Origin of the sequence: Candidatus Laterigemmans baculatus (assembly GCF_010367455.1) — a bacterium.
Lineage (GTDB): Bacteria > Planctomycetota > Planctomycetia > Pirellulales > Pirellulaceae > Laterigemmans > Laterigemmans baculatus.
The window spans coordinates 1-15,877 of the sequence record NZ_WRPR01000052.1 but is presented as its reverse complement, the minus strand read 5'-3'; the positions used below and the strand labels follow the sequence as shown (position 1 = coordinate 15,877).

Here is a 15,877-nt window from a genome sequence, read left to right as displayed (position 1 = left end):
CGTCGCATGATGGTTCGCACCAACCCGCCGGGTGCGCTGGTCAGCGTCGATAACCAAATCATCGGGACTTCCCCCGCCGCCTCGTCATTTACTTTTTACGGGACGCGGGAAATTCGGGTTGAGCGGGATGGATATCGCACCGAGACGATTCGCCAGCGGATCGATCCCCCCTGGTATCAGTACCCGCCGCTCGACTTCATCACCGAGACCCTCTGGCCGCTGGAAATCCGCGACGAGCGGGTGATCGACGTCGAGCTGGTCCCCAAGGAAACCGCACCGGTCGCCGCGGTCGTCGATCGGGCTCAGCAGCTCCGCGAGCAATCGCGGTCGGGAGTCGTTCCGGCGCCACCGGCCGTGGGAGCGGTCGCCCCGAGCGGGCCGGCAGTCGTCCTCCCGCCGCCCCAGCAATTGCCTCCCGGCGGCATGCCGCTGCCGTAGAGCGGCGAGTACTCAGTACTCTCGCCTCTCACTTGAACCCGATTCCCGACGGTCGCGGGTCGAGGGCTCCTTTGACGCCGAGCTGGCGGGGGTCGCGGGCCAGCTTGTCGCTCAGCACGCGGACGTCTTCCAAGATCGGTTGGATGCGAACCGAGGCGGTCTCGACGTTGTCCATCACCCGTTTGACCTGATAGTACAGCTCGTCGTCCTCGAGCAACCGCCGCAGCGATCCGTCGCCCCGGTTGAGCTGTTCGCTGAAGTCGCCGATTTGCACCACCGTGCGGTCGAAGTTCCCTAGGCTCCGCATCAGCGTGGCCACCAGCTCCTCGCCATTCTCGGCTAGCGGATCGGTGAACTGGGCGATGTTTTCGGCCGTTTTCTCCGCCGAGAGCACCGTCCGTTCGGCAGCCGCGCCGACGCGCTCGAAGCTCTCGAGCGTCCGCTGGGTCGTCTGCAGTGTCTGTTGGGCTTCATCCAAAAAGGCCGGGAACCGTTCGACCGAAGCTCGCAGCGATTCCTGCAGCTCGGGGTTGCCGATCACTTGTCGCACGTCCTGCAGGGCCAGGTCGAAGTTCTCGATCGCCGAGCGGGCGCGGCGGGCGAGCTCGCGGATCTCTCCCTCCTCGCCGCCGAGCAGCTGCTCGACTTGAACCGCCACGCGGTTGACCGAGCGACCGGCCGATTCGATCGACTCGCCCGCCTGCTGGATCGTCGCGAGCGTGCTGCGGACTTCGTCCTCAAGCTCGACGACCATCTCCAGCGGGTCGGTTTCGACTTCCCCCCACTCGAGATAGATCCCTCCGCGCATCGGCTGTTGGGCGAGCTCCTGCTCGGCCGGATCCAGCTCGTTGTTGGGAGCCGTGCCGGCTTGACCGTCAAACATGCTGACCAGCTGCGGCTTGGTCGCCCGGACAAACTCGATCTGCGCGTCGCCGGTGATCAGCGATCCGCTGGTGACTCGCGGAACCTGGTCCAGCCGCAACGGATAATCGTCGTCGATCTCCAGCGTCAGCAGGACGCCTTCCTTCTCTTCCGGACCGTCGCCGAGCAGCAGTTGCGTATCGACGACGCGGCCGATCCGCATCCCGTTCTTGAGCACCGGCGTATCGACGCTGACGCCCGGAGCTTCATCGAAGCGGACGTTGATCGTGTACCGCCCGGCGAACAGATTCGGGTAGGCACCAAAGAAGAAGGTGAGGATCACGGCGATCCCAAGCGATGCGACGACCAAGACGCCGACACCGAACCGCATGCGATTTTCGTCCATGATTCGCGACAGCCGCAGGATCGAAGGAAAGGGGAAGTTGGGGACTGAGTACTGAGTACTGGGATCACTCGTTCTGGCTGGCTCGCAGCTCCATCAGCCGCTCGCCCGCTTCGCCGCGAACGAACTGGCGGACGCGACGATCCTCCGCGTGCTCGAGCTGGCTCGGCGGACCGTCGAACAGGATCTGCGACTGGTCGCTCCGCAGTCGAGTGCGGGGAAAGAGCATCAGGACGCGGTCGGCCACTTTGCGGGCGGTCCGCATGTCGTGGGTCACGATCACGCTGGTCACCGGATACTTGCGGCGAGTCGAGAGGATCAGCTCGTTGATCACGTCGCTCATGATCGGGTCGAGTCCGGTGGTCGGTTCGTCATACAACACCAACTCGGGCTTGAGGATTAGCGCCCGCGCGAGTCCCACCCGCTTCCGCATCCCGCCGGAGAGTTCGGCCGGTCGTTTGCGAGCGACTTCATCGGGCAAGCCGACTTCGGCCAACCGCTGCATGACTTCCGCCTCGATCTCCTCGGGCGAGAGCTGTTCGTGCTGGCGAAGAGGAAAGGCGACGTTTTGGAAGATCGTCATGCTGTCGAACAAAGCCGCGTTCTGGAACACGAACCCGAGCCGCCGCCGCGTCTCGGTTAGCGCCGCGTAATTTAGCGAGCTGAGGTCGTTTCCGTCGAACAGCACCCGTCCGGAAGTCGGCTTCACCAGACCGATCAGGGTCTTCATCAACACCGTCTTGCCGCAGCCGCTCTCGCCGATGATCGCCAGCGTCTGCCCGCGGGGAATCCGCAACGTGACCTCTTTGAGGATCGATTGACCAGCGAACTGGACGCTGACGTCGTCCGCTTCGACCAGCGGTGCATCGTTCGAGTCATTTGGTTCGGAGGATCCGCAACTTTCGCGGAGCGAAAGGCGACTCTCGTCGAACTCCGGGGCAGCGATGGGTTCGGTCATCACGGAAAAAGTCGCTCGGGTTAAAGGATCGTGGCGCTGTGTTGCCACAGCGCAAAGTAGATCGCGTCGAGCAAGATGTTCAGAACGAGGTCGATCGCCAGAATCAAAACGAACGAGTACACAAACGCAGCCGTCGCCGCTCGGCCCACCCCTTCGGCTCCCGGCAAACAGTGGAAGCCGCGGTAGCAGCTGACCACCGCGATCACGCCGCCAAAAAACACGCTTTTGAAGATGCCGCTGAAAAAATCGAACCCGCCGACAAACTCCCGGCTGTTCGTCTGGTACGCCGCGTGGTCGATTCCCAGAATGATCACGCTGTAGAAGTATCCCCCGACGATCCCCATGAAGTCGGCCATCACGGTCAGCGCCGGGATCAGCAGGATGCAGGCCAGGAATCGGGGCACGACCAGGTAGTGGATCGGGTCGGCTCCCATCGTTTCCAGGGCGTCGATCTGCTCGGTAACTCGCATCGTCCCCAGCACCGCGGCCATCGCGCTGCCCACCCGGCCGGCCAGCATCGTCGCTGCCAAAACCGGTCCGAGTTCGCGGACGAGCGACATGTTGATGACCCCGCCGAGCCGGCTCTCGAGCCCGATCGAGGCGAATTGATAGTAGCTCTGCACAGCCAGGACCATGCCAATGAACGTCCCGGTCAAGGCGACCACCGGGAGGCTCAGCACGCCGACTTGATAGAAGTTCGGAAGCAGCGTCCCTTGCAGCGGAAGCCGCGTGAACATCCACACACACATCTGCCAAGCAAACAGCGTGATGTCGCCGACCATCGTCAGCCCGTCGACGACGATCGTGCCCCAGTCAGTGACCCAGCGGGTGATCGGGCCGTCGGAGGATCGCGAATCGTCGGTGGGAGCGACCGAAGCCATGAGCGGAGTGCCGAGCGAAAGGGACAACCAAAAGCGCAGGGGAGCGGGCCCTGGAGAGAGTATCGGCTGCTCAGGCTTTGCGGCTTGAGTGGAGTTTGCGGGTTAGGTGGTTTTGGTGCTCAGTGCGCAGTACTCAGTGCGCAGTACTCAGTACTCAGCCCCGGCACAGCGGTTGCTTGTTGCTCCGAGCAGTTCTTTTTCCTTTTCCGCAAGCAGGACTTCCGCGATGCGTCCCTATCACTGGTGGTACTTGTGCGCCTGCGCCGTGGCCGCCCTCGTTGCCAGCAGCTAGCCCCGATTGTTCAGGCGTTGGACTGACTGGAATCAGCCGCCACGCGCTAGCGTCCGGTTGTCATAGCGTTTTTCAGAAACCGGGGGCTAGCGCCCGGCGGCTGATGCATAATCCGGGCTAGAGCGCTGCTTCAGCCGGCGGTGATCCCCCCGCGGGGCAATAAAAAACCCGCCCAATCGCAAGCGATGGGCGGGTTCGAATGACGATTTGGGTTGAGGATGCAACCAGGGGCAGGCTCTGTCGGGAAGCTCCCTTTCCCCCGTCACCCTCCCCCCCGGGAGGGTCGGGCTCTTAGGCCCGGGGAGGGTCTGCTGAGTCTAGCCGCGTTGACGGCTCAACGTTGCGCCTTGCCCTCCCCGCTCGTCCCTCACGACCCTCCCCGAGGGAGGGTGTGGTTTCGGGCTTTCCTAACAGAACCTAGCCTTCGTTCTTCCCGGACGATTTCTCTTCGCTTCCGGCCGACGCTGCGACCGGTTCGCTCTTTTCGTGGTGATCGCGGTTTTCGCCGCGGAAGGCCAAACGCGTGGTCTTGCCTTCCTCGTTCTTGACCGCGTCGACGACGATCGTGTTCATCCCTTCAAAAGCTCCGCGGAGCAGCTCCTCGCTGAGCGGATCTTCGACCCGCTGTTCGATCGCTCGACGCAGTGGCCGAGCCCCGTAGTCGAGGTTGCTTCCCTTGGAGATCAGGAATTCCTTGGCGTCGTCGGTCAGCTCCAGCACGTAGCCGCGGTCCTGCAACCGCTCGCGAACCTTGCCCAGTTCGAAATCGATGACGATCTTCAAATCCTCCTGGCGGAGGTGTCGGAAGATGATCACGTCGTCCAAACGGTTGAGGAACTCGGGACGGAAGACACGCTCGATTTGGTCCATCACGCGGGACTTCATCGCATCGTAGCTGGCGTCGCCGTCGGGCTTCTGGAAGCCGAACGCCGATTCGTTCTTGATCGCCTCGGCACCCGCGTTGGTCGTCAGGATCAACAGGGTGTTGCGGAAGTCGATATTGCGACCGAACTGGTCGGTCAGACGACCTTCTTCCATGACTTGCAACAGCATGTTGAAGACGTCGGGGTGGGCCTTTTCGATTTCGTCGAGCAAGACCACCGAATAGGGACGCCGACGGATTTTCTCGGTCAGCTGGCCCCCTTCTTCGTAGCCCACGTAGCCGGGAGGAGCCCCGATCAAGCGGCTGACGTTGTGCTTCTCCATATACTCGCTCATGTCGATATGGATCAGCGCGTCGGAGTCGCCAAACAGGAATTCCGCCAAGGCTTTCGCGAGCAGCGTTTTCCCCACACCGGTCGGACCGGCGAAGATGAAGCAGCCGGTCGGACGCTTAGGATCCTTTAGACCGCTGCGGCTGCGGCGGACCGCTTTGGCGACGGCCGTGACGGCGGCGTCTTGGCTGACCACCCGCTTGTGCAGCTCGTCCTCCATCTTCATCAACCGCAGCGAATCTTCGGTCGACAGACGAGTCAGCGGAATGCCAGTCATCTTGCTGACCACCTCGGCGATGACTTCCTCATCGACGACGCCGTCGGTCTGCTGGCTCTTCTCCCGCCACTGGCGAGTGATCTCGTCTTTCTTCTTGCGAAGCTTTTCCGCTTGGTCGCGAAGATTGGCCGCTTTTTCAAAGTCTTGATTGGCGACCGCGTCTTCCTTGTCCTTGTTGAGCTGTTCGACTTCTTCGTCGATTTCCTTCAAATCCGGCGGACGGCTCATCGTGCGGAGGCGGATTCGTGCACCCGCTTCGTCGATCACGTCGATCGCCTTGTCGGGCAAGCAACGGGCGGTGATGTACCGCTCGCTCATGTCGACTGCCGCGGCGACCGCGTCGTCGGTGATTTGCACGCGGTGGTGCTCTTCGTACCGCTCGCGGAGTCCCTTGAGAATCTCGATCGTCTCTTCCGAGCTGGTCGGCTCGATGATGATCTCTTGGAACCGCCGAGCCAGGGCATTGTCCTTTTCGATGTACTTGCGGTACTCGTCGAGGGTCGTTGCCCCGATGCACTGGATCTCTCCACGAGCCAAGGCCGGCTTGAGCACGTTGGCCGCGTCGATGGCCCCTTCGGCTCCACCGGCTCCGACCAGCGTGTGCAGCTCGTCGATGAACAGGATCGTGTTCTTGGCCCGCCGGACCTCGGTCATCACCGCCTTGATCCGCTCTTCGAACTGACCGCGGTACTTCGTTCCGGCGACCATCATCGCCAAGTCGAGGACGACAATTCGCTTGTCAGCCAAGATCTCCGGCACTTCGCCGCTGACGACCCGCTGGGCAAAGCCTTCGACGATCGCCGTCTTGCCCACCCCGGCCTCGCCGAGCAACACCGGGTTGTTCTTGGTGCGGCGGCAGAGGATCTGGATCGCCCGCTCGATTTCTCGCTGGCGACCGATCACCGGATCGAGCTGGCCCTTTTTGGCCAGTTCGGTCAGGTCGCGGCCGAAGCTGTCGAGCGCCGGAGTTTTGCTCTTGCTGCTTTTGCCCGAGCTGCTCCCTCCTTCGCTCTCGCCTCCGCGGCCCCCCCGTTCGCCGACCTCGGCCCCTTCGAGACCGTGGCCGAGCAGATTGAGGACTTCCTCGCGGACGTCCTCGAGCTTCAAGCCGAGGTTCATCAGGACCTGAGCGGCCACCCCTTCTTGCTCGCGCAACAAGCCGAGCAGGATGTGTTCGGTGCCGACGTAGTTGTGATTCAGATTGCGAGCTTCCTCCATCGAATACTCGATGACTTTCTTCGCCCGCGGCGTCTGTGGGAGTTTGCCCACAGTCACCATCTCTGGGCCGCTCTGCACCAATTTTTCGACTTCCAGCCGAATCTTCCGCAGGTCGACTTCCAGATTCTTGAGGACGTTCGCGGCGACTCCGCTCCCCTCTTTGACCAGCCCCAGCAGAATGTGCTCGGTGCCGATGTATTCATGGTTAAAGCGCTGGGCCTCTTGATTGGCCAGCTGCATCACTTTCCGCGCGCGGTCGGTGAAACGCTCGTACATATTTGCGACCCCTGCCAGATTGACGTTTAACTCGTTGTCTTCCTTAACTAAGCAAACCCTACGCCGCTCGTCGACCGAAAGCGTCTCGACCTGCCCTTTTCAGCCTGCCTCTCCCCTACGGCAGGCGAATCTCTGCTAACCCTACGAACGATCTTAACGGGTGGGTCGAAAATCGGGGATGGGAGGCCTCGGGTCCTCCTCAAGGAGCAGGACCGACCTCGATCTTCTTTGCTATCAAACCACCGCGAGCCCTATCGCCCGCCACTGGCCGTCTCGAGCGGATCCGCCGCACCCCTGGGGCTACCGCGGCCGCACGTCCTCGACTCCGTCTGAATCATCCTCCCGTTCCCGTGTCGACACTTCGCCCGACGGCGGGCCGGCGGCCGCTGCCGAAGGGTTCTCTTCCGAGTTCGTAGCTGGCTCCTCGCTGGCTGCTGAATCGTCGCTGGCTGCTGAATCGTCGCCGGCTGCTGAATCGTCGCTGGGGGCTGGATCGTCGCTGGGGGCTCGGTCGCGTTCGAGTCGCTGGCGTTCCGCCTGCCGCTCGAGCCACCAGCCGTCGGCCGTCTCGAGCCGATCGAGTTGCTGGAGAGCATGTTCGGCAGCCTCGAAACGCTTGGTATGGCGGTAGACTGAAGCGAGCATCAGGAGCGACTGGCAGTCGCGGGGATCGACCTCGAGGCAGGCGGCGAGGACCGCTTCGGCTTCGTCCCACCGGCCCTGCAGATATTCGTTGTGAGCCTCGGCGAACCGGTCGGGGGCTTCGGCGACCAACCGCGGTTGCAGCAATCCGGGCAGCCGACCGGCGGCGCGGAAGGTGAGCACGAACCAGGCGGCGATTCCCACCCAGCACGCCAAACGGACCAGCGACGGGGCGAGCCACTCGGGGTAGACGAAGCGGGCGACGAGCAAAAAATTGAAGACGACCGCAAACGCTACGGCGGCCGGCAGCGCCGACCAGCGACCGCGATACCACAGCTCGGAAAGGCCCGGCCATAAGCAGGTGAGGTAGCGAGACGCGTCCATGCGGTGTGGCGGCACGCGGAGTCGGGGAAATAAACTGGCACGTCACGCGCAGAGCCTACGAGTTCCGCCCCCCCGGAAGCAAGACAGATGTCCGTCAGCCTTTCCAGACTGACACTCCTCTTGAGTCAGGCTGACGTACGGGCTTTTCGTTATGCTTGAGGTGATGACTCCACAACGCATCGTTGGTGACTGCTACCGCATTCCGCTAGGAATCGTCAACGCGTTCGTAATTGCCTGCCCGGGTGAACTGACGTTGATCGACACGGGACTGCCGGGAGAGGCCGATCGGATCGAGGCCGCCCTCGCGAAGCTCGGATACTCGCTCGGCGACCTCCGCAACATCCTGGTCACCCACTGCCACCGCGATCATGCCGGATCGTTGGCCGAGCTGCAGCGCCGCGCCCCGCAGGCCCGGACGTTCATGCATCAGGATGACGCGTGGCTGGTCGAACAGGGGCGGACGATTCGCGAGGATCGGCCGTTGCGGCCGGCCCCCGGGCCGCTCAACTTCCTCCTGTTCCACCTCCTCCTGCGGTGGGGATCGACGGAGATCGAGCCGGCCAAAGTCGACTGCCGGCTCCGCGGCCATGAGCGGTTGAACATCGCTGGCGGAATCACCGTCCTGCACGCCCCCGGGCACACCCGCGGCCAAGCCTGCTTTTTGTGGGAGCACGAGGGAGGGGTCTTGTTCGCGGCCGACACGGCTTGCTGCGTCTTCGGGCTCACCTATAGCGTCGCCTACGAAGATTTTGAGCTCGGCAAGCGGGTGTTGGCGAACCTCTGCCGGATGGAGTTTCAGTACGCCTGCTTCGGACATGGCAAAACGATCGTCCGCAACCCCCGCCGCGATTTCTCGGCGCGGTTCGCCCGCGTGCGGCACAAACGGCTCGTCCCCGCCTCGGAGCTGGCGACATCGACGTGAGAGGCCCGAGTACTGAGTACTGAGACTTCCGAGTCACGCCCGCTTACTCGCTTTCCTGGAGTCCCCGACCGATGCTCGATTCTCCGCTGCTGCCGCGACTCGCCACCTCGGCCGCCAGCGCCTACATCGGCGGGAGTTGGTTTGCTGTCCCGGGGCCGCGGGATTTGCATGTGACCAATCCGGCCGACGGGAGGCTGCTGGCGGAGCTGCCGATGCTCGGAGCCGACGAAGCCGAGCGGGCGATCGAGGCGGCGGCGGCCTCGGCGGAGCAGCCTTCCGAGGACGACCGGCGGGCGTGGCTCGAGGGAATCGCCGCGGGGTTGACCGAGAACCGCCGCGAGTTGGGCCGGATCATCTCTCTGGAGAACGGCAAACCGTGGAAGGAAGCCGAAGCGGAGGTGGATTACGCGGCCAGCTTTTTTCGCTACGCCGCGAGCCATCTCGAGCGGTTGCGGAGCCATCAATTGCGGGAGCGGCCCCGTGGCCACGGCTGGGTGGTTCACTACCGCCCGGTCGGCGTCGCCGCGCTGATCGTTCCCTGGAACTTTCCGCTGGCGATGACGGCCAAGAAACTCTCCGCAGCGCTCGCCGCGGGGGCTCCCAGCGTGCTCAAGCCGGCTACGCTAACGCCGCTCAGCTCGATCGCTTTGCTGGAGATCATCGACTCGCTCGGGTTGCCAGGCGGGATGGTCAACCTCATCGTCGGCGATTCGCGGTCGATCGGTCGCGTTTTTTGCGAACATCCGGCCGTCCGCTCGATCAGCTTCACCGGGTCGACCGAAGTCGGTCGCCTGCTGCTTCGCCAAGCGGCGCCGCACATCAAGCGATTGACATTGGAGCTCGGCGGCAACGCCCCCTTTATCGTCTGTGGCGACGCCGATCTCGACTCCGCGGTCGAGCATTTGATTCAGAACAAGTTTCGCTGTGCGGGGCAGACCTGCGTCTGTGCCAATCGCGTCTACGTCGACTCGGCCGTCGCTTCGGCGTTCACCGACCGGCTGGTGCGGAGAGTGGCGAAGTTGAACGTCGGCGATGGCTTGCAGCCGGAGACCGATCTGGGGCCGCTGATCAATCGAGCCGGTTTTGAGAAAGTCCGAGGCCATGTCGAGGACGCCCTGCAGCGTGGAGCGCGATGCGAAGCCGGCGAGCTGCCCCCAGAGCCGACCGAGGAGTGGGGGCTGTTCTTTCCCCCGACGGTGCTCAGCGGCGTGCCTCACGATGCCCGCTGTGTCGCCGAAGAGACTTTTGGGCCGCTGATCCCGCTGATCGAATTCGGCTCCGAGTCCCAAGTCCTCGAGTGGGCCAACGGCACTGAGTTTGGTTTGGCAGCCTACCTGTTCACGGCCGACGCCGAGCGGGCGCGGCGGATGATCGGCCGCTTGCACTTCGGTCACGCGGGCTACAACTCGGGAACGGGACCGACGGCCGAAGCGCCATTTGGTGGCTGGAAGGCTTCGGGTTTCGGACGCGAAGGAGGCCGCGAAGGATTGATGGAGTTCGTCGAACCCCAAACGGTTCCCAGTAGTACGTGAACCAGTGAAGGAAGCCACAGAGGACACAGAAAACACAGAGGCTTTACCCCTGTTCTTTCCACCACTCTGTGACCTCGGTGTTCTCTGTGGCAAGTCCCCGGATGCGATTCTGTCGCTGATCGCCAAAGAAAGGTCAGGCTGGAAAGCCTGACGTACGGGGAGTTAGGGCGGGGGCCAGCCGTGGATGTGCAGATCGCGCTGGGGAAAGGGAATCTCGATCCCTTCTTCCTTGAATCGATCGTGGATCGCCGTATGCAGTTCATGGATGATCTGCAGCCGCGCTTCGAGCGAGGTCAGGAAGCATCGCACGACGAGGTTCAAGCTGGAGTCGCCAAAGCCTTCAAAGGTGATGATCGGCGCGATCTGCTTCGACACCGCCGGATGGTCGTGGCAGATCTCCTCGAGAATCTTGCAGGCCTTCCGCGTGTCGCTGCCGTAGGCGATTCCGACTTGGATTTGCACGCGGTTGGTCGAATCGCTTAGCGTCCAATTGATCAGCCGGCCGGTGATCAAGTCTTTGTTGGGGACCACGTACTCCTGACGATCCCAGTTGGTGATCGTCGTCGCTCGGATGCGGATCCGGGAGATGACGCCGCTGGTCCCATCGACGGTGACGATGTCGCCGACGCGGATCGGCTGTTCGAACAGGAGAATGATGCCGCTGATGAAGTTCGCAAAAATCTCCTGCAACCCAAACCCGAGCCCGACGCCGAGGCCGGCGACGAGCCACTGGACGTTCTCCCAGTGAACCCCCAGCGAGTCGGCCGCGGCGATGATGCCCAGCGCCGCTAGCAAATAGCTGCTGAGCGTGGTGATCGCGTACCGCGCGGCGTTTTCCAGCGGCAGCCGCTGGAGGATGGCCGTTTCGAGCAGACCCGGTGCGTTGCGGACGAGCACGACGGTCAGCGCCAGAATCGGGATCGCGACCAGCAGATTCGAGAGCGTGACCGCTTCGATCAACGACCCATCCTCGGCGACTCGCTCCCAGAGCGTCACGCGGTCGAGGAATCCGAGCGCGGGAAAGACGGGGCTCCAGATGATGAACAGCCCGCCGATGACGGCGACGAACAGCCCCGCATCGACCAATCGCTGCGTCTGCTGATTCACTTCCGAGAGGTCGAGCGTGTCGGCGTCGACGACGTCGATCGGAGCCGCCTCGCTCGGCCCGGCTTGCTCCCGTTGGTCGGCCCGCTGCCGCATCTGTTCGATCGCCAACCGCCGCCGAGAGATCCGCATCCAGCGAGTCGCCAAGCCGGCCAGGATGGCCACCACGATCACCATCCACACGGTCCGGTAGAACCGATAGGCCAGCTGCACCGACGAGTAGCTATACCCAAAAAGGCTGAGCAGGGCTAAGGCGAGCGGAAGCAGGGCCAACAGCGGATGCCACAGCCAGTGCAGCTTCTCGAGCCAACCGTGAGGTTTGCGCATCAAGAGCAGCGCGGCGGCCCCGTTCCGCGGATGCGCCACCCGCCACAGCAGCACCGCGGTCAACGCCATCACGACCGTGAACAGCAACCGAGCGAGGGCCGAGAACTCCAAATTTTCGTTGTCCGAGGCGTCCAGGATCCGCCACAGGAAAATCAGCGGAAGGCCGAGCATCAGCATCCACCGCAACACGCTCCGCAGCGATGCGAGCGAGCTGACCGGCCAATCGAAGTGGGCCGCCATCAATCCCTTGGGACGCCCCATCTGGCGGAGCAGCTCCAGCGGAAAGGCTAGCGCCGCGACCAGCAAAAACGCGGCAGCGACTGCGGCTCCGTACGATTCTCCGGTGACCGTTACGCTCTCCAGCAGCCAGCCGAGGAGACCCAGCACGATGGCGGGCGGAAGCGACAGCAAGCCGGTCAGCAGGATCGTCTCGAGCGTCGGCCGCATCCCGGCAGTGGTTCGGCTGCTGGCTGCCACGCCCAGCGCGGCGATGCGGCGGCGGAGCCGCGGACCGAGGGCGAGCAGACCGATCCAGCAACCTAGCCAGACCAGCAACACCAACGGCCGGGAGAAAAGGATGAGCCGGAACGCTGTGCCGAGCTCCGCCAAGTTTCGCGGTTCGAACAACCACTCGGCATCGCTCGCCGCGCGGGGGAAATCCTGCAGGCTGAGCGGTGCCGAATCCCGCACCCACAACAGGTGCTCGTCGATCAACTGGTGGTACTCGGCAACCGTTTTCGCGTACTCGTCGCGGCGGACGCCGAGCCAGATCAGGGTGTCGAACATGAACGCTTCGGCGTCGGCATTCATTTGCCCGAGCACCTGCCGGCTCACGGTCACCAGCTCCGGTTCATCCTCCGGCGTCGAGCTATCGCCGACGATCGGCGGCGGCGGCAGCTCGTCGAGCATCGCGTCGATCCGCGTCAGCGTCGTTTGCACCTCCTCGATGATTTCCTGTTGCTCGCCTCGCTGAGCTCCCAGTTCGGAGGCCGAGGGCAGTTTGCTCCGCTTCCGCTGGAGGAGGAAGCCGACCGAGGGGCTGAGCCCGCCGCCGGTTCTCAAATCGCTCTCGACCAACTCGCGGGTCTTTTCCAGATCCTCCTGGAGACTCGCCGCGGCGGCCCGCAGCGTCGCCAGCTGCTTCTCGCCCCGCGAAGCGGCGCGGAGCATCGCCGGCCACCGCTGGACCAATTCGCGGATCGGCGCGACCGTTTCCTGAAGTTCGGGGGAAGCCGCCGCGTAGACCGCTTCGAACTGGCGAATCATCTCCAAAATCTGCTGTTGCCGCTGAGCGGCCAGCAGCTCGGTCAGCCGGCGGAGGCGAGCCTCGGTGACGGCGACTTCGCGCTCCAACTGTTGGGCGTGCAGCGGCAGCCACTCCGTTTCCACTTCCTGCGTCTGCAATTGCTGGCGAGTCACCGCCAGCTCGGCTTGGGCGGCTGCCAGGGCGGTGCGGCGAGCCGTGCGGGCGGCTTCGGCCACTTTGGGATCGACTCCCTCGGCAACGACGTCGGCTTCCTCGCGGAGCGACTCGATCGTTGCCTGTAGTTCCGCCAGTTTTTGACGCAGCTGCGGTGCCTGCTCGCGGCGCGTGCGAATCTCGGTCTGCGCCGCTTCGAGTTGCTGCCGCAGTTCCTCGAGTGCCGTGTCGGTCGCTTGCCGGGCAGCCCGAATCTGCTCGAGCGACGATCCCGAATCGACCTCCGATTGAGGAACCTCCACGGGGTTCGCCAGCGCCCGCTTCACCTGAGCCAACCGCTGCGGCGCCGTCCGCTCGGCCTCCTCGAGCGTCGGCAGTTGCGCACTCGCCGCCGCCAGCTGGTCGAGTGACCTGAGCGTGCGGTTGTAGAGGTCGATTAACCGCTCCTGAACTTCGGGAGCGAGCGAAGTGTCGGCCTCGACTGCCTCGAGCCGCGTCTGAATCGCTTCCGCCTCCGGCAGCGGAGCTTCACCGTTGGGCAGCGGTTCGGCAGCCGCTTCGGCAGCGGGGGCGGTCCCCGGAGCGGCGGCCTGCGGAGCGGCGGCAGCCTGCGGAGTGGGCGCCGCGAGTGCCGGTCCGGCGAGGAGCGCGAGGAGCAGGGCGGGGGCGGGGGCAGGGGCGAACAGCATCAGGCCAGCGAACCCAAAGTTCCGGTGGAGCGGTTGGTGGGAGCGGCGGTCGTCGCCGACAAGTCGTATGCTGGACATCCTCGTCGGTCGCCTCCGTGAAACATAGTCGCCTTTCGCTCCGCGAAAGTTGTGAGGGCATAGTCGCCTTTCGCTCCGCGAAAGTAGCGAGGACATAGTCGCCTTTCGCTCCGCGAAAGTTGTGGGGGCATAGTCGCCTTTCGCTCCGCGAAAGTTGAGAGGGCATAGTCGCCTTTCGCTCCGCGAAAGTTGTGCTCGACCGCTACTTTCGCGGAGCGAAAGGCGACGATGCGGCTGGCCGCTAGCCTTGCAAAGTTTGCCGTCGCTGGCGAGGTCGCCTCGGCCGCGATTCGGTGCGGCGATTTGAGAACCCTGATTTTCTGAAACGACTCGTCCAATGCCGCTGGCTGCCGATCGACTGTGCCTGGCCAATGCTCATCCCCTGCGGGCCGACGGCGACTATGTCCTCTACTGGATGATCGCGTTTCGCCGCACGCGGTGGAATTTTGCGCTGCAGCATGCGGTGGATGCGGCGCGTCGGCTGAACAAACCGCTGGTGATCTTTGAACCGCTACGGATCCGCTATCGCTGGGCCAGCGACCGTTTGCACCGCTTCGTGATCGAGGGCATGCGGGACAACGCGGCCGCGCTGCAGAGGCGGCCCGTGACCTACTATCCCTACGTCGAACCGGCTCCCGGCAAGGGGACGCCGCTGCTGCATCGCTTGGCCGAACGAGCCTGTCTGGTCGTCAGCGACCAGTATCCAGGGTTTTTCCTGCCGACCCTGATCGAAGCGGTCAAAGATCGGCTGCCGGCGCGGCTGGAATTGGTCGACAGCAACACCGTGATGCCGCTGCAAAGTTTTAAGCGAACCTTTACCGTCGCCCACAGCTATCGCCGCTGGATGCAGAAAAATATTCGCGAGCAGCTGTTCAAATTTCCCGCCGCCGATCCGCTCGCCCGCGTTCGGCTGCCGCGCCTGGAGACCGGCAGCGATTCGCCGCTGGCTCGCATCCAGCAGCGGTGGCCAGCCGCCGATTTCGCCGCCCTGCTGGACCGAGGAGGGCTGGCGAAGTTGCCGATCGACCACGCGGTCCCCCCGGCGACGTTGCCCGAGGAAGCCAGTCGACAACGTGGGGCAATGCTTCAAGGCGGAGCTGGACAGGGCGAACGGCGGCTCCGCGAGTTTCTTGGCGAACAACTCTCGCGCTACGCCCAAGATCGGAATCATCCCGACGAGGAAGCTACGTCGCGGCTCAGTCCCTACCTGCACTTTGGGCACCTTTCGCCGCATCAGATCGTGAGCGAGCTGTGGGAACAGGAGCACTGGAACCCCTCGCAGCTCGGCGAGGCCAACGGCAAGAACCGCGGTTTTTGGAATCTGTCGGCTTCGGCCGAAGCGTTCTTGGATCAGCTGCTGACGTGGCGGGAGCTCGGTTTCAACATGAGCTACCGCGAGCCCGATCGCTACGATTCATTCGATTCGCTCCCGGAGTGGGCGCTCGCCACGCTTGAGCGGCATGCGTCCGATCCGCGTCCGCATCGCTACAGCCTGCCGCAGTTCGAAGCCGCAGCGACTCACGACCCGCTCTGGAACGCGGCTCAGCGTCAGTTGGTCCGCGAGGGCCGGATCCACAACTACATGCGGATGTTGTGGGGCAAGCACGTGTTGCACTGGACGCAGTCGCCGCGGGAAGCCCTCGAAGTACTCGTGCAACTGAACAACAAGTACGCGCTCGACGGCCGCGATCCGAATTCCTACAGCGGGATCTTTTGGATCTTTGGCCGCTACGATCGTGCCTGGGGACCCCGCCGCCCGGTGTTTGGCAGCGTCCGCTACATGACCAGCGACAGCGCGCAGCGGAAACTCAAACTGCACCGCTACCTCCGGCGATACGCTCCCGAGGAGTAGGCTCTGTCAGAAAGCCTTTTGAGCCGTAGGCGCTAGCCTCGGGTGAGCCGTAGGCGCTAGCCTCGGGTGAGCCGTAGGCGCTAGCCTCGGGTGAGCCGTAGGCGCTAGC

At 63.8% G+C, this 15,877-nt stretch carries 10 protein-coding genes; 4 read left to right on the top strand and 6 right to left on the bottom strand.

Going from position 1 to position 15,877, the window contains the following annotated elements:
* The first annotated feature begins 6 nt into the window (after positions 1 to 6).
* Positions 7 to 438, top strand: coding sequence for a PEGA domain-containing protein (locus tag GNK13_RS11415; protein ID WP_235935064.1), 432 nt, complete (start codon positions 7 to 9; stop codon positions 436 to 438).
* 28 nt (positions 439 to 466) lie between these two features.
* On the opposite strand, the gene GNK13_RS11410 is transcribed toward GNK13_RS11415, so the two are convergent.
* From GNK13_RS11410 to GNK13_RS11390, 5 genes are all read right to left on the bottom strand, one after another.
* The gene (locus GNK13_RS11410; RefSeq protein WP_164102653.1) at positions 467 to 1,705 is read right to left on the bottom strand and encodes an MlaD family protein; all 1,239 of its coding nucleotides are present in this window, start codon (positions 1,703 to 1,705) and stop codon (positions 467 to 469) included.
* Between the two features lie 64 nt (positions 1,706 to 1,769).
* Positions 1,770 to 2,660, bottom strand: a complete 891-nt coding sequence (locus GNK13_RS11405) for an ABC transporter ATP-binding protein (protein ID WP_164102652.1) — start codon at positions 2,658 to 2,660, stop codon at positions 1,770 to 1,772.
* A gap of 20 nt (positions 2,661 to 2,680) precedes the next feature.
* Positions 2,681 to 3,541, bottom strand: coding sequence for an MlaE family ABC transporter permease (locus tag GNK13_RS11400; RefSeq protein ID WP_164102651.1), 861 nt, complete (start codon positions 3,539 to 3,541; stop codon positions 2,681 to 2,683).
* Between the two features lie 709 nt (positions 3,542 to 4,250).
* Positions 4,251 to 6,818: an ATP-dependent Clp protease ATP-binding subunit gene (locus tag GNK13_RS11395; RefSeq protein ID WP_164102650.1), complete on the bottom strand. Its 2,568-nt coding sequence runs from the start codon at positions 6,816 to 6,818 to the stop codon at positions 4,251 to 4,253.
* A 300-nt stretch (positions 6,819 to 7,118) separates the two neighbouring features.
* Positions 7,119 to 7,844: a tetratricopeptide repeat protein gene (locus tag GNK13_RS11390; protein WP_164102649.1), complete on the bottom strand. Its 726-nt coding sequence runs from the start codon at positions 7,842 to 7,844 to the stop codon at positions 7,119 to 7,121.
* A 163-nt stretch (positions 7,845 to 8,007) separates the two neighbouring features.
* On the opposite strand from GNK13_RS11390, the gene GNK13_RS11385 reads away from it, so the two are divergent.
* Positions 8,008 to 8,766 carry an MBL fold metallo-hydrolase gene (locus GNK13_RS11385; protein ID WP_164102648.1) on the top strand — a complete coding sequence of 253 codons (759 nt, stop codon included), beginning with the start codon at positions 8,008 to 8,010 and terminating at the stop codon, positions 8,764 to 8,766.
* A gap of 71 nt (positions 8,767 to 8,837) precedes the next feature.
* Positions 8,838 to 10,298: an aldehyde dehydrogenase family protein gene (locus GNK13_RS11380; RefSeq protein ID WP_164102647.1), complete on the top strand. Its 1,461-nt coding sequence runs from the start codon at positions 8,838 to 8,840 to the stop codon at positions 10,296 to 10,298.
* 162 nt (positions 10,299 to 10,460) lie between these two features.
* Here GNK13_RS11380 and GNK13_RS11375 read toward each other — a convergent pair whose 3' ends face one another.
* Positions 10,461 to 13,916 carry a mechanosensitive ion channel domain-containing protein gene (locus tag GNK13_RS11375; protein WP_164102646.1) on the bottom strand — a complete coding sequence of 1,152 codons (3,456 nt, stop codon included), beginning with the start codon at positions 13,914 to 13,916 and terminating at the stop codon, positions 10,461 to 10,463.
* A 337-nt stretch (positions 13,917 to 14,253) separates the two neighbouring features.
* Between GNK13_RS11375 and GNK13_RS11370 the strand changes: the two genes are divergently transcribed.
* Positions 14,254 to 15,768 (top strand): deoxyribodipyrimidine photolyase, encoded by a 1,515-nt coding sequence (locus GNK13_RS11370; RefSeq protein WP_390622508.1) that lies wholly within the window; start codon positions 14,254 to 14,256, stop codon positions 15,766 to 15,768.
* Positions 15,769 to 15,877: the final 109 nt, after the last annotated feature.